We start from the raw sequence: 18,487 nt of genomic DNA on the forward strand, positions 1-18,487 counted from the left end.
TGGCACGGTGTGCCGGTGGCGACAGTGTCCGCCGGACGCCGGTTACCGGCCTGTCGGTGGGGATCGGCGCAGGTGGGCGTGCCACGATGCTCAGGTGCTCCGTCCCTTCGTGGCGTATCTGAGGGTGTACGAACCCCTGCTCGCGCTCGGCGACCCGCCCGACGACCGGCTGCGTGAGGCCGTCGCCGGGGCGAAGCTGCGCCGGGCCGCGATCGGCGAACGCGAGCAGTCCGTGTGGCTCAAGTCACAGGCGGCCGCGCCCGCCCGGTTGCTGCCCGCGGAGCTCGCCGACGGGCGGCCCGCGCCGAGCCTGCTCACCGACGTCCTGGTGCTCGACCCGGCGGAGGTGCCGGCCGGCCACCCCGGCGAAGGCCCGTTCGTGTGCCCGCTCGAACTGCGCGCCCGCGCGGCCGCCGCGCTGGTGACGTTCCTCGGCGACGCGACCCCGGCGTTGAAGAACGCCGTGCTCGACGCCGGCGGGGTCTCGGCCGACCGCGCCCGCTCGCGCACGAAGGCGGCGATGGCCGACCTGACCACGGCCGCCGCCCACACCCTCACCACCACCTGGACCGTGCCGCTGCCGTGGTTCGTCCTCATCGACCCCGACGAGCGCAAGCTCGTGCTCGGCTCCGGCCAGGACGATCCGGTGCGCGAGCTGTCCTGGCGCACGTCGATGTCCGACGCCCTGACCCGCGCGGACGAGGCCGGCGAGCTGATCGAGGCCGCGTTCGGCGACTCCGGTCCGGGCCGCGTGCTGTCCCAGACGCGCCAGTGGCTGGAGAGCTTCGACCCCGACTCCGTGGTGGAGCTGGACTACGGCGGCTTGGTGCAGCTGTTCGCCGACGCGATCCTCGAGTCCGACACCACGGCCGAGGAGGTCCACGACATCCTCGAAGCCCTGCGCACCGGCAACGTCGAGGAGCTGGCCGAGCTGTTCTCCGAGCTGCGCGAGTTCTGGGGCGACCTCGCGGCTAGGGAGCGCTCCAACTGACCAGCAGCCGGCCCACGGGCCGGCCACCACCGAACACGGGCGGGTTCGCCAGCTCGGCGAGCCCTGACACGTCAACACCCAGGTACGCGAGCACCGCCACGGCCAGCGGCGCGCAGCCGCGCTTCGCGCCGTCGGACATCTTCAGCGCCACCGCAGTGCCGTCGGCCAGCGCGAACGCCAGCACACCCTCGGCACCGATCTTCGACAGCAGCCCCGGCACCGCGCCCATCAACGCGGTGTCTTCCCGGTCCGTGCCGGCGACCAGCCACGGGTGCGCGCGCATGGCGTCGGCCACGCGCAGCTCTTCCGAACCGGAAGAAGCCCGCACCAACCGGCCGAACGCGCGCGCCAGGCCGGTGAGCGAGTAGGCGAACAGCGGCGCACCGCAGCCGTCGACGCCGGTGGTGGCGATCGGTTCCCCGGTCAGCTCCACCACGGTGTCGGCCAGGGCCTTCTGCAACGGGTGGCCCGGCTGCTCGTAGCCGTCGGTCGGCCAGCCCGCGGCGACGCAGGTGGCGAGCATCCCGGCGTGCTTGCCGGAGCAGTTCATCGTGACGCGCAGCGGCTCGGTCGCCGCGTGCATCGTCGGCTCGTGCAACGGGTACGCGGGCGGGCAGGCCAGCGCCGACTCGTCGAGGCCGGCCGCCGCGAGCATCGCCGCGACGCGCTCGACGTGGCCGGGTTCGCCGGAGTGGGAGCCGCAGGCCAGGGCGAGGTCGGCGCCGTCGTAGTCCAGGCCGGCGCGCAGCATGCCGACGCCCTGCAGGGGTTTGGTCGACGACCGCGGGAAGACGGGGCTGGTCACATCGCCGACGTCGTGGATCACGCTGCCGTCCGGCGCCGTGATCACGAGCGAACCGCGGTGCACGCTTTCCACGAGGCCGGACCGCTCGACCTCGACCAGAACCGGTTCCGTCACTCTTCGGTGCGTCCCAGCTCGGAGTCGAGCAGCTCGTCGACGGTCGCGGAGCCGCGCTGGTAGCGGGCGGCGATCTCGGCGTTGAGCGTGTCCATCACACCCTGCACCTGGCGCCGGAACGTGGACACCGAAGACTCCTCGGTGGCATACGTGTCGAGCGCGGAGGCGAGCTTGTTGTCGGACAGCGTGCCGACGTCGGTGAGGTCCGTGTCGCCGATCAGCGCCTCGGCGTGGCGGCGGTGCTCGCCGGCGCGCGAGGGTTCGAGCTGCTGGTGGCGTCCGGAACCGGTGGCGGGGCCGAGCGCGTTGTCGGCGAGGATCGTGGCGAGCTGGTCGACGATGCTGTTGACGCCACCGGACGACCGGCGCTGCTGTTCCGCGCGCACGATGTCGATCCGCGCGTGCAGCAGCCGGCGCAGGTACGAGAGGTCGGTCTCCTCCTGCGCGGCCTCGTCACGGCGTTCGCGCAGCACCGGCAGCGGCAGGTCGCCGAGTCCGGTGAGGTATCCCGGGGCGAGGACGCGGTCGATCCGCCGTCGCCCACCGGGACGCACTTCGATCACGGGCACATCCTGCTCTAGATTCCCCGACAATGCTACCGCCGGGTTCACTTCAGCCCCGCAACCGTTGCGCGGCCTCCCGTCCAGGGGCGGCGTGCTCGCCCGGCACCGAGTCGGGGTCCACGATGGCCTGAACGGTGCGGTCAGTGGGGTTTTCAGAGTCGTCTTGTTCGTCGTCTTTCCCCAGGCCGGCCAGAAGTTCCGCGCCCGCCGGCACCGAGCGTTTGACCAGGGCCAGCGCGATGGGGCCGAGCTCGTGGTGCTGCACAACGGTGCCCACGCGGCCCACCACGCGTTCGCCGAGCCGTACCGGGTCACCCGTTTCGGGCGTGATCTCGGGTGAACCGTCGAGGTGCAGCAGCGCGAGGTAGCGCGGCGGGCGCCCGACGTTGTGCACCTTCGCGACGGTTTCCTGGCCGCGGTAGCAGCCCTTCGCCACGTGGGCGGCGCTGCCGATCCAGCCGACCTCGTGCGGGATGGTGCGGTCGTCGGTGTCCACGCCGAGGCGCGGGTGTCGCGATTCCACGCGCAGCGCGTCGAACGTCCAGCTGCCGGCCGGGCGCGCGCCCGCGTCGGTGAGACGCTGCCACCATGACGTGAGCTCTTCGCGCGGCACCAGAAGGTCCACACTGGACCGAGACGGCCACGGCATGCGGCGCGCGAAACCACCGCTGGGCAAGGCGGCCACGGAGTACGGCTCGGTGCCGACCTCCACACCCACTGCCGTGAGTACGCGTTCGGCCTCGGGCCCGAGCACGGTGAGGACGGCGAGTTCCGTTGTGGCGTCGCGGATCTCGACCTTCGCCCAGAACTTCATCGCCTCGAGGTATTCACGCAACGTCTGCTTGCCGCCCTTGGGCAGCGCGCTCGTCGCGACGGGGCCGGGGTCGCTGTCGAGCCAGACGGTGCCGTCGAGGTGCGCCAGCACGAAGTGCGTGTCGATGTGGCCCTGGCTGTCGAGCACGAGGGCTTCGGTGCCGGATCCCTCGGGCAGCTCCGTCATATGCTGGGAGATCACGAGGTGCAGCCAGCTCAGGCGTTCTTCGCCTGAAACAGCCAGGACTTCGCGGTGCGAGCGGTCGATCACGACCACGCCGCGGGCGGCGGTGCGCTGCTCGGCGAACGGATCGCCCCAGTGCCACGGAACTCCCGCCTCGGGGTGTCCGTCGGGCGCGGCGATCGCGCGGGGGGCTTCGAGCAACGGCGAGCGGTAGGCCATAACCACAAGACTAGGTGAGTACCGTGACACTATGCGCGTCCTTGCCTTCCTCGACGGAACCCTGGCCGACCCCGAAGCCGCCCACATTCGTGTGGACGACCTCGGTTTGCTGCGCGGAGACGGGGTGTTCGAGACCATCCTCGTGGCCGACAAAAAGCCGCGGGAATTGCGCCCGCACCTCGACCGGCTCGCCCGTTCCGCGGCGATGCTGGAGCTGCCCGCGCCCGACCTCGCCGCCTTCGAGACGGCCGCTCGCGCCGTGATCGACAACTGGGCCGGTGGCCGGGAAATCGCGTTGAAACTTGTGTACACGCGGGGTATCGACGGTGATCCGGCCGGCACGCCGACCGCGTTCGCCATCGGCATGGAGATCGACGAGAAGGTGCGCCGCGCCCGCGCCGAGGGCGTCGCCGCGGTGACGCTGGAGCGCGGCTTCGGACCCGAGGTCGCCGAGCGCGCGCCGTGGCTGCTGCTGGGCGCGAAGACCGTCTCGTACGCCGTGAACATGGCCGCCCTGCGCGAGGCCGGCCGTCGGGGCGCACAGGATGTGATCTTCACCGCTGCCGACGGTTCCGTGCTGGAAGGCCCGACGTCCACGGTCGTGCTGGCGCGTGAGCGCACGCTCTACACGCCGCCGTCCACTGTCGGGATCCTGCCGGGCACCACGCAGGCGGCGCTGTTCCGCGGTGCGGAGAAGGCCGGCTGGACCGTGAAGGTGGAGCCGTTCTCGGCCGCTGACCTGGCGACGGCCGACGGGGTGTTCCTCGCGTCGTCGGTCCGGCTCGTCACCCGCGTGCACACGCTGGACGGCACCGCGCTGCCCGACTCGGCGGAGCTGCACCGCGAGCTGGTGGCGGCCTACGAAGGCGAGTACTGAGCCGGCGCCTCGCTGATCACCACGGCGGACGCGCGCACGCCTTCGGCCTCGTAAGCGGCGATCTTGTGGTGCCCGTCCAGGATCAACGGCCGGGTGCCGGACAGCACGACGGCCACGGGACGGTGGCCGGTCCGGATCGCGGTGCGGTAGTACGCGACGCGCGCCTCGTCGTCGGGCGGCCAGGTCGCGGTGGGCACGAGGGGCTCGTCGGAGTCGAGGCGGGCGGGGCCGTCGACCTGGTAACAGCCGTCGACGAGCAGGTCCAGCAGGTCACGCAGGGTCTTGGCCAGCGGACGCCGCAGCTGGCCCGTGGCCAGCGCGATGCGCAACGACTGCGGCAGCTCGACGCGCGCGCCACCGTTCGGTTCCAGGACCCTGTTCAGCTCCAGGACGCCTGTCCCACTCGTGACCGTTACCCGTTCCACGCTTTTCAAGACGAGCGGAACCGCACAGAGGTTCCGGGGCGTGCCTGCGCGAGTGCGCCGAGTGACCCGCGTCTCACCACGGCGGCCACGGGATAGCCGCCAGTCGTGGGGTGGTCGGCGAGGAAAACGACGGGCAGGCCGCTCGGTGGGACCTGGATCGCGCCGGTCAGGAGGCCTTCGCTCGGCAGCTCGGCGGTGTTCGCGCGCCGCAGTGGCGGGCCGTCGAGGCGCAGGCCGACGCGGTTGGACTCCGGCGTCACCGTCCACCAGGCCCCGAGGCCCTCGACGAGGTCGGTGAACCAGTCGTCGCGCGGGCCGAGGACCACCGGTACCACGAGCCGTTCGGGTAACGCGGGGGCGACCACGACGTCGGCTCCCGCCGGGACTCCGGTGACCGGGCCGAGCGGCAGCGAGACGCCGTCTTCCAGCGGTTCCGGACCGATACCCGACAGGACGTCCCGCGAACGGCTGCCCAGCACCGGCTCGAGGGCGATCCCGCCCGAAACCGCGAGGTAGCAGCGCAAACCGGCCGTCGGGCGGTCGAGCGCAAGCGTTTGCCCCGCCCGCAGTGAGACGGCCGCGTGGGAACCGACGTGCCGGTCGTCCACCCGCACCGGCACGAGGGGGCCGGTCACGGCGACCGTGCACGGCGCCGTCGCCCGCACGGCCAGCCCGCCCAGCAACGCCTCGATCCCGGCCGCGTCCTCGGGGTTGCCGACCAGGCGGTTGCCCAGGCGCAGGGCGTCGGCGTCGAGGGCACCCGAAGGGGGCACACCGAGGTGCGCGTAACCGGGCCGGCCGAGGTCCTGCACCAGCGCGAGCGGTCCCGTGTGGACGATCTCCAGCACGCGCATCACACGCTCCGGAAGCGCACGCGGTCGCCGGGTGCGAACAGCGCGGGCCGCTCGGCGGCGGGGTCGAACAGCGTCGCGTCGGTGTGCCCGAGCAGCCGCCAGCCGCCGGGGGACTCGCGCGGGTAGACGCCGGTGAACTCGCCCCCGATGCCCACGGCCCCGGCGGGGACCTTCGTGCGCGGGGACTCGAGCCGGGGCTGCCGCAGGGCGTCCGGCAGTCCGGTCAGGTAGCCGAATCCGGGTGCGAAGCCGGTGAACGCGACGGTGTATTCGGCTTCGGTGTGCAGGGCGACGGCTTCGGCCACGGAAACCCCGGCGTCGCGCGCCACGAGTGACAGGTCCTCGCCGTCGTAGTGGACGTCCAGTGTGACCTCGTGCGGCGACCCGGCGGGCGGGTGCGTGAGGTCGGCGCCGTCGAGCAGCTCTCGTACGGCTGACAAAGCGCGCGACCCGGGCTCGGCCACCACCAGCAGGCTGCGGGCCCCGGGCACGAGCTCCGCGATCCCGTCGATGCCGGCGGCCTCGACCGTGGCCCGGGCGGCGGTCATCAACGCGAGCGAGTCGCAGTCGAGCAGGGCGGCGTGCTCGCCGCAGGGCCGCCAGAGCATGGACAGAGCTTAAAGGCCCTGCTCAGCCGACGACGCGGTGCAGCAGAGCTGACACGTGCGGCTGCATCTCCTGGCCCATCATGGCGCGCTCCTCGACGTAGCCGAGGCTGCCTTCGATGAGGCCGTAGAGCCGCTGCGCCGCGGTGACGTCCTTGGCCGTGGCCGTGCGGATCACCGCGTCGGTGCCCAGCTCCCACGACGTCTGGTTGCGCGGCTTGCCGTAGTAGAGCTCCACGATGCCGGAGCTGTGCGTGAGCAGCAGCTCGATCGTGTCGTCTTCCTGCGGCCGCCAGAACCCGCTCTCGCGGGCAGCGGGGCGGATGACGTTGCCCTCGTCGTCGAGCAGCCACGTGCGGGCCTCGTGCGTGAGGAACGGGCGGCCGTCGTGCGCGATGGTGAGCTGCTGCGCGAACTTGACCGGCCCCTCGATTGTGGGGTAGTCGACCTCGCCCTCACCGCGCCAGACACCGACCATCGGCAGCAGCGCGAGGCACGCGTCGTTCAGGTTCGGGCCCTCGCGCAGGTTGGCCGTGTCGTTGGGGATCGGCAGGTCGTCCCACAACGGCAGGTTGCGGGTGCGGGTGCTCGCCGCGCGCTCCTGGGCGGCCGCGATGGCATCGTCGCCACTGGCGGTCATGGTGCTCAGCGCTGGTCGGCGTACAGCCGGTAGACGACGTAGCAGGCGAACCACACGATGGCGATCGCCGCCAGGGCCAGCAGGATCGAAAACAGGGTCTCCACAGCGAGGACAATAGTCGGCCCGGCGCCCTCAGGCTCCGCGCAGGGTCGTCGCGGTGAGCACAGTCACGACGAGCAGGGCTCCGAGCGCGGCCACACCCAGGGCCGTGCCCGTCTGGCGGGCGGCGTTGACGGTGGCCGACGCGATGCCCGTGCGCTCGCCCTGCACACCCGCGAGCCCGACGATGTGGGTCGGCGTCACGCACAACCCCACGTCGAGTGACGCTGAACCCGAGCGCCGGCTGATATGGGCTGTCTGCACCGGAGATTCCGAACGCGAACCCGCCGGCCGCTCCGGCGGGATTCCCAGCGGCAGCACGCGTTCCGACCCGACAAAACCTCTGGCCAAGCCGGGAATGAGCCGAGTTGTCGACAACGTGGTGTCGGTGTGGACAACTCGGCCGATTCGAGCCGCGCGTGCGAGCGCGACGACGCCGAGCCGACGACAGTGCCCCACCAGCCCATCATCGGGCGCGGGTGCGCGGCTCAGGGAACGCGTACGCGAGCAGCGCGATCGAACCGGGAATCACCGTCGCGGCCGCGGGCAAACGCCTCTACGGCGAGGCCGAGCTGCACCGCCTGACCATCGTGAAGATGTTGCAGGACACCGGTTTGCTCAGCCTCGAAGACATCGCGCTGATCCTGCACGGCCCCGAAGTCGGCGACTGGCGTGCCGCGATCCGCGTGCGGACCGAGGAAATCGTGGAGCAGCGCCGGAAACTGACCGTGGCGGAGACATTCCTGGGTCAATTCGCGCGCTGCCCGCGCGACCACCCCGTGGAGACGTGCCCTTCGCTGCGCGCCTACACCGAGCGCGTCCTGGCCGAAGACAAGTGAAGGGCCCCCGGGGCAAAACCCAGGGGCCCTTCACGGAAAAGCGCGTCAGCCGACCGAAATCGCCAGCTGGTGCAGGCCGGGGCCTTCCGCGGTGACGGAGGCCTCGCCGTTGCCCGTGCGATGCAGCGCGCGCACCGTCCACAAGCCCGGCGCCGCGTAGAAGCGGAAGTCGCCCTCGGGCGAGGCGACCACCTCGCCGGTGAAGTCGCCGCCACCGTCGAGCAGGCGCACGAACGCGCCGCCCAGCGGGCCGTCGGTGCCGATCACCTTGCCGGCCAGCACGACCTGGCCGTTGGTGTCGAAGTCAGCGGGCGTGGCCACCTGGACCGGGGCGCCGCAACCGTCGTCAGCCATTTACTACGCTCCCAACTCGACGGGCACGCCGACCAGCGAGCCGTATTCCGTCCACGAACCGTCGTAGTTCTTCACGTCGGAGTAGCCGAGCAGCTCGTGCAGCGCGAACCACGCGATGGATGAACGCTCACCGATGCGGCAGTAGGCGATGGTCGCCTTCGACTCGTCGATGCCGGCCTCGGCGTAGAGGTCCTTGATCTCGTCCTCGGTCTTGAAGGTGCCGTCCTCGTTGGCGACCTTGGCCCACGGCACGTTCAGCGCGCCCGGGATGTGGCCCGGCACCTGCGACTGCTCCTGCGGCAGGTGTGCCGGGGCGAGCAGCTTGCCGGAGAACTCGTCCGGCGAACGCACGTCGACGAAGTTCTTCGCGCCGATGGCCTGCACGACCTCGTCGCGGAACGCGCGCAGCGACAGGTCCTGCTCCTTGGCCTTGTACTCGGTGGCGTCCCGCTTCACGTCGTCGGCGTTGAGCTCACGGCCGTCGAGCTCCCACTTCTTGCGGCCGCCGTCGAGCAGCTGCACGTTCTGGTGGCCGTAGACCTTGAAGTACCAGTAGGCGTAGGCGGCGAACCAGTTGTTGTTGCCGCCGTAGAGGACCACGCGGTCGTCGTTCGAGATGCCCTTCTCCGAGAGCAGCTTCTCGAAGGCGGCCTTGTTCACGAAGTCACGGCGCACGCCGTCCTGCAGGTCGTTGCGCCAGTCGAGCTTCACCGCACCGCGGATGTGCCCGGCGTCGTAGGCGGTCGTGTCCTCGTCGACCTCGACGAAGACCACTCCGGGGGTGTCCAGGTTGTCCTCGGCCCACTGGGTGGTGACCAGGGCGTCTTCACGGCTCATGGAAGCGAACTCTCCTTCTGGGGTTTGACACTGCTAGGAAGCCCGCGCGGGGCTGAAGCGCTTGATCAGCAGGAACATCTCGCAGCCGAGGCAGAAGTTGAACGCGCCGTTGAGGAACGCGGCGAACAGCGCGAACGCCGTCGCGACGATGCCGAGCGGGGTCACGCCGGCGACGAAGCCGATCGTGCCCACGAGCGCGAACACGAAGCCCACGGCCTGCGCGAACCGCAGCGGCGCCGCGTCCTCGCGCTCGGTCGGCGGACCGAGCCGCGGCGCGACGAGCGCGCGGTACAGCACGGAGTACGGCGCCGGCTTGAGACCGATGAACGCGCCGATCGCGAACACCACGGTCTGGAGGGCCAGCAGCGGCCACCACTGCGTCACGAGCACCACGGCGAGCACGATCGTGGTGATGATCGCGGCGAACCGCGGGCCACGCGGGTCGACGGCCGGTCCGGCGGGCATGGTTCCTCCTGCTGAGGGCGAGGCGAGGGGCGTGCGAAAGCACGGACGGGTGGAGCGTGCGAAAACCGGCGGACGACGTGGTTCAGCGCCGGCGCGAGGTGCGCGGACACAAGCTGCTGCGCACGCGGCACAGATCCACCGCGCGGCGCTGCGTCAGGAGGGTGATGGGCAGCTCGTCCACGCCGCCGAGGGTACCCAGTGCTCCAACCGGCTGGGAACCGCGTTCATACCTTGGGACGAGTCCCGGCAGGTGGGAAACAGCCGGTGAAGCGGTCTCCGCCGGTCAGCGGACGTCCGCTTCGGCCAGGTGCGGACGCAGGGCTTCCAGCAGCTCCGGACCCTTCGGCACGCCGCCCACACGCAGCAGCTCGCGGCCGTCGTTGGTCAGGGCGAGCGTGGTGGGGGTGCGCAGCACGGACAGGGCGTGGGCGACCTCGGGCTGCTCGGTCACGTCGAGGTCGACGTGGTGCAGCCCCTCGGTCTTGTCGGCCAGCGACGACAGGATGGCGCGCGTGTGGCGGCACGGCGCGCAAAATGTGGTGGAGATCTGCACCAGCGTGACGGCCGCGGCCGGGTCGAGCGCTTCGGCGACCGGAGCGGGCAGCTGGGCGAGGTCGCGGGCCGCGGCGGCCGGTTTGGCCGCGCGCACCCGTCCGTTGCGCGCCTTGAGCAGCGCGCCGGCCACGACCGCGACCATCAGCGTGGCCAGCAGGACCCAGACTCCGGTCACCGGGCACTCACCCCTTCGTCGTCGACAGATCCGAGAAGTTCACGCTGGTCGCCTCGCCCTTGATCGTCACGGAACCGCTGTCCACGCGCACCGCGGTCGGGGTGACCGAGAGCGGCAGCGTGCTCGTGTCGATCGTGGCGCGGAAGTTCGGCATCAGAGCCTTCTGCACTGACTCCGGAACGACGGTGGTCTCGTGGTCATTCCCGAACTGCAGCCGGTGGGGGGTGATCGTGATCGTCTTGTCCTTGAGCTCGATCAGCGCGAAGCAGAAGATCTCCACCTTCTGACCGGCCACCTGCACGTCGCCCGACAGGCGCACGCCGGCGGTGTTGCCGTCCTCCGTCTCGCCGGCGGAGTTGGTCGGTGTGGGGTCCGGCTCCTGGCCCTGATCGGTGTCGCCGTACTTGACGTAGGCCTCGGTGCTCTGGTCGATGCGCAGGTTCTGGATCTTGTCCAGCGGCGAGATGCGCGCGATGTCCGACGCCTTGATCGTCACGGCGCCGGTGAGCTTGCCGATTTTCACGTTCTTGGTGTTGCCCGCGGTGAGGTCGGACAACGGCGCGGTTACGTCTTCGAGCTCCGCGCTCACGCCCAGATCGCGCAGTTCGCCGCCGACGGGCACGCCGTCGGCCGAGACCGTGATGTGACTGTAATCACCCGAGAGCGCCTGTGTGAGGAACGGGAAGCCGTGGATGTCGACCGACGGGTCGTCGGTCAGGCTCAGCTGCTCGCGCGCCTTCTGGGAGATCGTGTGCTCGGCGAACGCGGCGGCCCCGAAATCGGCTCCGACCAGCAGGATCACGAGGACCCCGAGCACGATCACCCAGCGGCGGACGCGCCGTCCGCGACGCCGGTTGTCCGGCCGAGGAGCCGGTCGGTCGTCCGGCGTCACGGGCCTGCTCACCATCGCGTCGGTACTCCTGTTCGTCGGGGGCCGGGGCGCTTCCTGGGGTTCGGCCAGGTGTGATCGATCCAGCACGAGCTAGGTGACGTGTTGTTCACCCGGTATTCTCACTCAGCACCGACCGAGGCCCACGTTCGAGGCCGTGCGCCAGGCCCTGACTTTGTGAAGGCGGTGTGGCTCCATGAGCCTGGACCTTCTGGTACTTACCGCGGAAGCCGACCCCACCTCAGTGCTTCCCGCGCTGGATCTGCTGCCCCACACCGTACGCGTCCGCGAGCCCGAGGTGACGGCCCTGCTCGACGCCGGGCATCGCGACGTCATCCTGCTCGACGCGCGTAGCGACCTCGCTTCGGCGAAGAGTCTCTGCCGCCTGCTCAAGGGCGCCGGCGACGACGAGGCGAGCACGCCCGTGATCGCCGTGGTCGGCGAGGGCGGCCTGGTGGCCGTGAGCTCCGAATGGCGCACCGACGACATCCTGCTGCCGACCGCCGGCCCCGCCGAGGTCGACGCGCGCCTGCGGCTCGTGACGACCCGCGACGGCGTCTCCGGCCAGGTCGAGGCCGAGCTGCGCGTGGGCGACCTCGTGATCGACGAGGCCACCTACACCGCGCGCCTGCGCAAGCGCACGCTCGAGCTCACGTACAAGGAGTTCGAGCTCCTGAAGTACCTCGCGCAGCACGCCGGGCGCGTCTTCACCCGCGCGCAGCTGCTGCAGGAGGTCTGGGGCTACGACTTCTTCGGCGGCACGCGCACGGTCGACGTCCACGTGCGGCGCCTGCGCGCAAAGCTGGGCCCGGAGCACGAGCAGATGATCGGCACGGTCCGCAACGTCGGCTACAAGTTCGAGCGCCCGGCGAAGTCCGGTGCGAAGCAGGCGGCGCCGGCCATCGAATCCGCGCCCGAGTACACCAGCCACTGAATTCGCTCGCGCCCTTCCGCGATTCCCCCGACGAGCGCCTTCACGCGGTGCCGCACGTGGGTAATGTCGGCTTCGTGGCGGAAACAGAGCTGACGGGCTGGACAGCGGAACTCGAGGCGGACGCGGCGGAAGCCGTGCGTGAGGTGCTGCTCGCGGCGAAGGCTGCCGACGGGCGGCCCGAGGTCGACGCGAGCGGTCCGTTGCCGCGCGAGTTCGCGGGCGGGCTGCACCTGCTCGCGCGCCTCGACGGCAAGCCCGCCGGCTACGCGCACCTCGACACCGAGGGCGACTCCTACGGCCGCCAAGTTGCGGAGGTCGTGGTGCATCCCGACTACCGCCGCCGTGGCGTCGGCACCGCGCTGGCCCGCGAGCTCGACGCGAAGGCCGCCGAGGGCGCCCGCGTCTGGGCCCACGGGGACAGCGCCGCGGCCGCCGCGCTGGCGAAGGACTTCGGCCTCGGCCGGCAGCGCGAGCTGCTGATCCTGCACGTCGAGGTCGAAGGCGCCGACTGGCCCGAACCCGTGCTGCGCGAAGGACTGCGGCTGCGCACCTTCGTGCCGGGGCAGGACGAGGAGGCGACGATCGCCGTCAACGCGCGCGCGTTCGACTGGCACCCGGAGCAGGGCGCGTTCAGTGTCGACGAGCTGCGCGCCGAGGAACGGCAGCCGTGGTTCGACCCGGCCGGTTTCTTCCTGGCCGAGAACGAGAGTGGCGACGTCGTGGGCTTCCACTGGACGAAAGTGCACGAGCCCGTGCCTGGCCGGTTCGGCGGTGAGCCGGTCGGGGAGGTCTACGTCGTGGGCGTCGATCCGGGCACGCAGGGTGGCGGTCTCGGCAAGGCGCTGACGCTCGCGGGCCTGCGGTACTTGCGCGAGAAGGGATTACGACAAGTAATCCTTTATGTCGAGGGCGACAACGCACCGGCACTGGCGGTCTATTCGAAACTGGGGTTCACACGTTTCGAAACCGACGTCCAGTACGGTCGGTAGTCACCATCGACGGCATGCGCGCACCGCGTTACTTTCTGCGTACATGCAGGTCACGGCAGGGACACGACACCCTTTCGGCGTAGTCGTCCTGCTCACATACGGTGCCTTGTTCACTTTGCGTTCATGTGAGCAAGGGGGACCGTCCACCGGGGCTGCCTAATGTCCGGATCCGGCGCGCTGAGATGCGTGCCGATCCGGCGAAGTCTCCGAGTGGAGGAAATGCAGTGAAGATCATGCGGCCCCTTGGTGCCGTGGGCATCGTGGCGAGCGCCGCCCTGGTGCTCGCCGCCTGTGGTAGCGACCCTGCGGCGAGCAACAGCAGCAACTCCAGCTCGGCCGCCGCCCCCGCCGCCACCGGCACCGCGCAGGTCGACTGCGGTGGCAAGAGCCCGCTTTCCGGCGAGGGCTCGACGGCGCAGAACAACGCCATCGACGTCTTCAAGCTCGCCTACGGCAAGCAGTGCAGTGGCCAGCAGGTCAACTACACCGCCAGCGGCTCGGGCGCGGGTGTCAAGCAGTTCAACGGCAACCAGGTCGACTTCGGTGGCACGGACTCCCCGGCCACCGGCGCGGACCTCGAGGCCGCCAACAAGCGCTGCGCCTCCCCGGCGTGGAACATCCCGATGGTCGTCGGCCCGGTGGCCGTCGGTTACCACCTCTCGGGTGTCGACAAGCTCGTCCTCACGCCGTCCGTGATCGCGAAGATCTTCAGCGGTGGCATCACGAAGTGGAACGACCCGGCCATCAAGGCGGTCAAGGGCAACGAGAGCTTCACGTTCCCGGACAAGGCGATCCAGGTCGTCTCCCGCTCGGACGAGTCGGGCACGACTGACAACTTCCAGAAGTACCTCGGTGCGGCGGCCAAGGCCGACTGGACCAAGGGCGCCGGCAAGAAGTTCAACGGTGGCGTCGGCAACGGTGCTTCCGGCTCGAACGGTGTCGCCACCACGGTCAAGGGTGCCGACGGCTCGATCACGTACGTGGAGGGCGCGTTCGCCAAGGACGGCGTCACCCCGGCCCTGATCGACAGCGGCTCCGGCGGCGTCGCGCTGTCCGCCGAGAACGTCGCGAAGTCGCTTGACTCCGCGACCTTCCTGAACGCGGGCTCCAACGACCTCGCGCTCGACCTGAACAAGATCTACGCGAGCAACGTCGCGGGTGCCTACCCGCTGCTGCTCACCACCTACGAGCTCGTGTGCTCGAAGTACTCGAACCCGGACGTCTCGAAGGCCGTCAAGGCGTTCCTGACCACGTCGGCCACCACCGGCCAGCAGCAGCTGTCGAGCAAGGGTTACGTGCCGATCCCGCAGAGCCTGCAGGACAAGGTACTGACTGCCATCAAGGCGATTTCCTGACTTATCCTCGACTTGGCTGAATAACAAGTATTCGCAGGACCGAACCAGTCGATGAGCGAGTCATCCTCGACGCGAACGCCCACCGGCGGCCCCGGTGGGCGTTCGTCGTCCGCCCGAGCGTTCCCGGAGGATCCGATTTCGGACACAACATCCGCGCCGGCGCCGAAAGGCCACCCGCGCAGGAGAAGCCGAAGAAGGTGCGGGCCGGTGACCGCATCTTCCAGAACCTGACCACCGGGGCCGGCATCTTCATCGTCGCGCTGATCGGCCTGATCGGAATCTTCCTGATCATCCAGGCCATCCCGGCGCTGCGGGTCGACAAGGTCAACTTCCTGTTCAACCACGGGTGGTCGACCAACGACCCCGAGAACATGGCGTTCGGCATCGCCGACCTGTTCGAGGTCACCGTGGCCACCTCCGTAGTGGCGCTGATCATCGCCATGCCGGTTTCGCTCGGCATCGCCCTGTTCCTCACGCAGTACGCGCCGAAGCGGCTCGCCCGCGGGTTCGCCTACGTGATCGACCTGCTGGCCGCCGTGCCGTCGATCATCTTCGGCCTGTGGGGCATTCTCGTGTTCGCCCCGGCGATCGAGCCGTTCTCGCTGTGGGTGAACTCCACGTTCTCGTGGTTCCCGCTCTTCGCGCCCGGCAACGTGCAGCCGAACGTGCGCGGCACGATTTTCACGGCCGGCATCGTGCTGGCGGTGATGATCCTGCCGATCATCACGTCGCTCTCGCGTGAGGTCTTCGAGCGCACGCCGACCCCGCACATCGAAGGCGCGCTGGCGCTGGGGGCCACCCGCTGGGAGGTCATCCGCACCACGGTGCTGCCGTTCGGCAAGGCCGGCTACATCGGCGCGTCCATGCTGGGCCTCGGCCGCGCGCTCGGTGAGACCATCGCGCTCGCGGTCATCCTGCTCATCCCGCAGGGCCGCAACTTCGACTGGAGCCTCTTCGACGGTGGTGCGACGTTCGCGTCGAAGATCGCCGCGAACTACAGCGAGTTCAACAACGCCACCTCCGCCGGCGCGTACATCGCGGCGGGCCTGGTGCTGTTCGTGCTGACCTTCCTGGTGAACTTCGCCGCCCGGTCCATCATCAGCAAGAAGGGGGACTGAGCATGTCCACAACGCTCGAACGTCCCGCGACGACCCCCGCGTTCCAGCAGGTCAGCCTCACCCGCAAGGCCAAGAACGGCGTCGCCACCGTGCTCGTGTGGCTGGCGTTCCTGATCGCCGTGGTGCCGCTGGTGTGGGTGCTTTACACCGTGATCGTCAACGGCATCAAGCGGATCCCGTTCTCGAACTGGTGGACCGAGGACTTCGGCTCCGTGCTCAGCGACGAGGTCGGCGGCGGTGTGCTGCACGCCATCGTCGGCACGCTGGAGCAGGGCCTGATCTGCGCGATCATCGCGGTGCCGATCGGCCTGCTGGTGTCGATCTACCTGGTCGAGTACGGCCGCGGCAAGCTCGCGAAGGCCACCACGTTCATGGTCGACATCCTCTCCGGTGTCCCCTCGATCGTGGCCGCGCTGTTCATCTACGCGCTGTGGATCACCACGCTCGGCCTGCCGCGCAGTGGTTTCGCCGTGTCGCTGGCGCTGGTGCTGCTCATGATCCCGGTGGTCGTCCGCTCGTCGGAGGAGATGCTGCGGATCGTGCCGGACGACCTGCGCGAGGCGTCCTACGCGCTGGGTGTGCCGAAGTGGAAGACGATCATGAAGATCGTGCTGCCGACGGCGATGTCCGGCATCATCGGCGGCATCATGATGGCGCTCGCCCGCGTGATGGGCGAGACGGCGCCGCTGCTGGTCCTCGTGGGCTACTCGGCCTACGTGAACTGGAATCCCTTCGACGGCGAGCAGGCCGCACTGCCGCTGGTGATGAACAACGAGCGGGTCACCAACTCGCTCGACCCCGGGAGCGTCGGCTTCGACCGGATCTGGGGCGCGGCGTTGACGCTGGTCATCATCATCGCGATCCTGAACTTGCTCGCCACCCTGCTCTCCCGGCTCCTCGCCCCGAAGAAGAAGTGAGTCATGGCCAAGCGAATCGACGTCAAGGACGTAGACATCTACTACGGCAAGTTCCACGCCGTGGACAGCGTCACGCTGAACGTGCCGCCGCGCAACGTCACCGCGTTCATCGGGCCGTCGGGCTGCGGTAAGTCGACCGTGCTGCGCACGCTCAACCGGATGCACGAGGTCATCCCGGGTGCGCGGGTCGAGGGCGAGGTGCTGCTCGACGGCGAGGACATCTACGCCTCGGCCGTGGACCCGGTGCAGGTGCGCCGCACGATCGGCATGGTGTTCCAGCGCCCCAACCCGTTCCCCACGATGTCCATCAAGGACAACGTGGTGGCCGGGCTTCGCCTTGGCGGCACCAAGAACCGCAAGCAGCTCGACGAGATCGCCGAGCGCGCACTGCGCGGCGCCAACCTGTGGAACGAGGTCAAGGACCGGCTCAACAAGCCGGGCGGCGGCCTCTCCGGTGGTCAGCAGCAGCGGCTCTGCATCGCGCGTGCCATCGCGGTGCAGCCCGACGTGCTCCTCATGGACGAGCCGTGCTCCGCGCTCGACCCGATCTCGACCCTCGCCATCGAGGACCTGATCGGTGAGCTCAAGAAGGAGTACACGATCGTCATCGTCACGCACAACATGCAGCAGGCGGCGCGGGTTTCCGACCAGACGGCGTTCTTCAACCTGGCCGGCGTCGGCCAGCCCGGCCGGCTGGTCGAGCTGAACGACACGGAGAAGATCTTCTCCAACCCGGACGAGAAGGCGACCGAGGACTACATCTCGGGCCGGTTCGGCTGATCGTTCTCTTTGGTCTGTGGTGAAAACGGCCCCTCCGTCCGATGTGGACGGAGGGGCCGGTTCGTCTGGTGGTGCTGGTGCCCGTGCTGGTCAGCAGTCGCGGGCGATGGCCTGCCGGGCCGCGTTGACGGCCGCGTTGTCGGCGGCGTTGGCACCGGTGGCCTTGGCCGCGCCGAGTGCCTTCTGGGCGCCAGCGAGCCGCGCCTTGTCCAGCGCGCACGTCGAGTTAGCCGCGGCGGGAGCGGGCTGAGCGGCTTCCGCCTCGGCGGTGTCAGCGAGGAGAAACTAACGTCGGCCCAAGGTCGAAGTGGACGGTCGAACCGCCTTCTGATCAAAAGGCCTTTGTGGACTGACCGCGAGGTCAGACGTTGAGGTCCTCGTCGGAGTCATAGCCCGGCATGCGGCCGGTGACCACGAAGATCATGCGCTTGGCGACCGAGACCGCGTGGTCGGCGTAGCGCTCGTAGAAGCGGCCGAGCAGCGTGACGTCGACGGCCGCGGCGACGCCGTAGGGCCACTCGCGGTCCATCAGCACGGTGAACAGGTGACGGTGGATGTCGTCGACCTGGTCGTCTTCGGCTTCGAGGTCCTTGGCGGCGTTGACGTCCTTGGACTTGATGACCTGCTCGGCCTGGCGGGCGAGCTTCACCGCGGCGCGGCCCATCTCGGTGAAGTACGGCTTCACCGACTCCGGCAGCACCGCCTCGGGGTGGCGACGCCGCGTGGCCTTGGCGACGTGCAGGGCGAGGTCGCCCATGCGCTCCAGGCTCTCGGCGGCGTGGATGGCGGCGAGCACGGTGCGCAGGTCCGTGGCGACGGGTGCCTGGAGGGCGAGCAGCGCGTACGCCTGCTCCTCGCACTCGGCGCGCGCGTCGTCGACCTTCGCGTCGTCGCTGATCACCTGCTCCGCGAGGGCCAGGTCGACCTCCAGCAGTGCCTTGGTGGCCAGCTCCATCGCCTCGGCGACCTGAGCCGACATGGCGGCCAGGTTCTCGGCGAGCTGTTCGAGTTCGACATGGTAAGCCTCACGCATGGAGACACCCTACGACGCGCGTTGTCCGAATACCGCATCGCCGGGTGAACCGCACGTG

The 18,487-nt window shown here is 69.8% G+C and carries 24 protein-coding genes; 9 read left to right on the top strand and 15 right to left on the bottom strand.

From position 1 onward, the window contains the following. The first annotated feature begins 94 nt into the window (after nt 1-94). The gene (locus QRX50_RS10020) at nt 95-991 is read left to right on the top strand and encodes a DUF8083 family protein (protein ID WP_285971676.1); all 897 of its coding nucleotides are present in this window, start codon (nt 95-97) and stop codon (nt 989-991) included. Here QRX50_RS10020 and QRX50_RS10025 read toward each other — a convergent pair. From QRX50_RS10025 to ygfZ, 3 genes are read right to left on the bottom strand one after another with little or no spacing between them, the layout of a single operon-like run. Next, a complete protein-coding gene (locus QRX50_RS10025) occupies nt 972-1,910 on the bottom strand; it encodes an asparaginase (RefSeq protein WP_285971677.1) in 939 nt (312 codons plus the stop codon). The genes QRX50_RS10020 and QRX50_RS10025 overlap by 20 nt on opposite strands. Further along, nucleotides 1,907-2,473: an RsiG family protein gene (locus tag QRX50_RS10030; protein ID WP_285971678.1), complete on the bottom strand. Its 567-nt coding sequence runs from the start codon at nt 2,471-2,473 to the stop codon at nt 1,907-1,909. The genes QRX50_RS10025 and QRX50_RS10030 overlap by 4 nt, the downstream gene beginning before the upstream one ends. 49 nt (nt 2,474-2,522) lie before the next feature. After that, nucleotides 2,523-3,689 carry a CAF17-like 4Fe-4S cluster assembly/insertion protein YgfZ gene (gene ygfZ / locus QRX50_RS10035; protein WP_285971679.1) on the bottom strand — a complete coding sequence of 389 codons (1,167 nt, stop codon included), beginning with the start codon at nt 3,687-3,689 and terminating at the stop codon, nt 2,523-2,525. Between the two features lie 31 nt (nt 3,690-3,720). Here ygfZ and QRX50_RS10040 point away from each other — a divergent pair, with 31 nt between their 5' ends. Continuing rightward, nucleotides 3,721-4,566 carry an aminodeoxychorismate lyase gene (locus QRX50_RS10040; protein WP_285971680.1) on the top strand — a complete coding sequence of 282 codons (846 nt, stop codon included), beginning with the start codon at nt 3,721-3,723 and terminating at the stop codon, nt 4,564-4,566. On the opposite strand, the gene QRX50_RS10045 is transcribed toward QRX50_RS10040, so the two are convergent. The 5 genes from QRX50_RS10045 to QRX50_RS10065 form a co-directional block, all read right to left on the bottom strand. Continuing rightward, nucleotides 4,548-4,991: a hypothetical protein gene (locus tag QRX50_RS10045; protein WP_285971681.1), complete on the bottom strand. Its 444-nt coding sequence runs from the start codon at nt 4,989-4,991 to the stop codon at nt 4,548-4,550. The genes QRX50_RS10040 and QRX50_RS10045 overlap by 19 nt on opposite strands. A 5-nt stretch (nt 4,992-4,996) precedes the next feature. Beyond that, nucleotides 4,997-5,845, bottom strand: coding sequence for a 5-oxoprolinase subunit C family protein (locus QRX50_RS10050; RefSeq protein ID WP_285971682.1), 849 nt, complete (start codon nt 5,843-5,845; stop codon nt 4,997-4,999). Further along, nucleotides 5,845-6,453, bottom strand: coding sequence for a 5-oxoprolinase subunit B family protein (locus QRX50_RS10055; RefSeq protein WP_285971683.1), 609 nt, complete (start codon nt 6,451-6,453; stop codon nt 5,845-5,847). Before QRX50_RS10055 ends, QRX50_RS10050 begins: the two co-directional genes overlap by 1 nt. A gap of 22 nt (nt 6,454-6,475) precedes the next feature. Beyond that, nucleotides 6,476-7,090, bottom strand: a complete 615-nt coding sequence (locus QRX50_RS10060; RefSeq protein ID WP_285971684.1) for a heme-binding beta-barrel domain-containing protein — start codon at nt 7,088-7,090, stop codon at nt 6,476-6,478. Between the two features lie 132 nt (nt 7,091-7,222). After that, nucleotides 7,223-7,393 (bottom strand): hypothetical protein, encoded by a 171-nt coding sequence (locus QRX50_RS10065; protein ID WP_285971685.1) that lies wholly within the window; start codon nt 7,391-7,393, stop codon nt 7,223-7,225. Between the two features lie 275 nt (nt 7,394-7,668). Here QRX50_RS10065 and QRX50_RS10070 point away from each other — a divergent pair, with 275 nt between their 5' ends. Beyond that, on the top strand, nt 7,669-8,028 hold the full coding sequence (locus QRX50_RS10070; protein ID WP_285971686.1) for a helix-turn-helix domain-containing protein: 360 nt from the start codon (nt 7,669-7,671) through the stop codon (nt 8,026-8,028). A 45-nt stretch (nt 8,029-8,073) separates the two neighbouring features. On the opposite strand, the gene QRX50_RS10075 is transcribed toward QRX50_RS10070, so the two are convergent. The 6 genes from QRX50_RS10075 to QRX50_RS10095 all read right to left on the bottom strand — a co-directional run bounded on the left by QRX50_RS10075 (nt 8,074) and on the right by QRX50_RS10095 (nt 11,321). Then, on the bottom strand, nt 8,074-8,382 hold the full coding sequence (locus QRX50_RS10075; protein WP_285971687.1) for a DUF1416 domain-containing protein: 309 nt from the start codon (nt 8,380-8,382) through the stop codon (nt 8,074-8,076). Between the two features lie 3 nt (nt 8,383-8,385). Beyond that, the gene (locus QRX50_RS10080; RefSeq protein ID WP_285971688.1) at nt 8,386-9,219 is read right to left on the bottom strand and encodes a sulfurtransferase; all 834 of its coding nucleotides are present in this window, start codon (nt 9,217-9,219) and stop codon (nt 8,386-8,388) included. 33 nt (nt 9,220-9,252) lie between these two features. Then, nucleotides 9,253-9,684, bottom strand: coding sequence for a DUF4395 domain-containing protein (locus QRX50_RS10085; protein ID WP_285971689.1), 432 nt, complete (start codon nt 9,682-9,684; stop codon nt 9,253-9,255). An 82-nt stretch (nt 9,685-9,766) separates the two neighbouring features. Further along, nucleotides 9,767-9,865, bottom strand: a complete 99-nt coding sequence (locus QRX50_RS49445) for a putative leader peptide (protein ID WP_353074115.1) — start codon at nt 9,863-9,865, stop codon at nt 9,767-9,769. A gap of 102 nt (nt 9,866-9,967) precedes the next feature. Next, a complete protein-coding gene (locus QRX50_RS10090; RefSeq protein ID WP_285971690.1) occupies nt 9,968-10,414 on the bottom strand; it encodes a TlpA family protein disulfide reductase in 447 nt (148 codons plus the stop codon). A gap of 7 nt (nt 10,415-10,421) precedes the next feature. Then, the gene (locus tag QRX50_RS10095; protein ID WP_285971691.1) at nt 10,422-11,321 is read right to left on the bottom strand and encodes an LmeA family phospholipid-binding protein; all 900 of its coding nucleotides are present in this window, start codon (nt 11,319-11,321) and stop codon (nt 10,422-10,424) included. Between the two features lie 178 nt (nt 11,322-11,499). Here QRX50_RS10095 and QRX50_RS10100 point away from each other — a divergent pair, with 178 nt between their 5' ends. The 6 genes from QRX50_RS10100 (at nt 11,500) to pstB (ending at nt 17,396) form a co-directional block, all read left to right on the top strand. Then, entirely contained in the window at nt 11,500-12,237 is a 738-nt protein-coding gene (locus QRX50_RS10100) for a winged helix-turn-helix transcriptional regulator (RefSeq protein WP_285971692.1), read from the top strand. Between the two features lie 74 nt (nt 12,238-12,311). After that, entirely contained in the window at nt 12,312-13,226 is a 915-nt protein-coding gene (gene mshD / locus QRX50_RS10105; RefSeq protein ID WP_434533251.1) for a mycothiol synthase, read from the top strand. Nucleotides 13,227-13,450: 224 nt separating this feature from the next. Then, nucleotides 13,451-14,581, top strand: coding sequence for a phosphate ABC transporter substrate-binding protein PstS (gene pstS / locus QRX50_RS10110; RefSeq protein ID WP_285971693.1), 1,131 nt, complete (start codon nt 13,451-13,453; stop codon nt 14,579-14,581). A 197-nt stretch (nt 14,582-14,778) separates the two neighbouring features. Further along, a complete protein-coding gene (pstC, locus tag QRX50_RS10115) occupies nt 14,779-15,699 on the top strand; it encodes a phosphate ABC transporter permease subunit PstC (protein WP_285971694.1) in 921 nt (306 codons plus the stop codon). A gap of 2 nt (nt 15,700-15,701) precedes the next feature. Further along, nucleotides 15,702-16,616: a phosphate ABC transporter permease PstA gene (gene pstA / locus QRX50_RS10120; RefSeq protein WP_285971695.1), complete on the top strand. Its 915-nt coding sequence runs from the start codon at nt 15,702-15,704 to the stop codon at nt 16,614-16,616. A 3-nt stretch (nt 16,617-16,619) separates the two neighbouring features. Next, nucleotides 16,620-17,396, top strand: a complete 777-nt coding sequence (gene pstB, locus QRX50_RS10125; protein WP_285971696.1) for a phosphate ABC transporter ATP-binding protein PstB — start codon at nt 16,620-16,622, stop codon at nt 17,394-17,396. A 361-nt stretch (nt 17,397-17,757) separates the two neighbouring features. Here pstB and phoU read toward each other — a convergent pair whose 3' ends face one another. Further along, the gene (gene phoU / locus QRX50_RS10130) at nt 17,758-18,429 is read right to left on the bottom strand and encodes a phosphate signaling complex protein PhoU (RefSeq protein WP_285971697.1); all 672 of its coding nucleotides are present in this window, start codon (nt 18,427-18,429) and stop codon (nt 17,758-17,760) included. Nucleotides 18,430-18,487: the final 58 nt, after the last annotated feature.

This window comes from Amycolatopsis sp. 2-15, from assembly GCF_030285625.1.
Taxonomy (GTDB): domain Bacteria; phylum Actinomycetota; class Actinomycetes; order Mycobacteriales; family Pseudonocardiaceae; genus Amycolatopsis; species Amycolatopsis carbonis.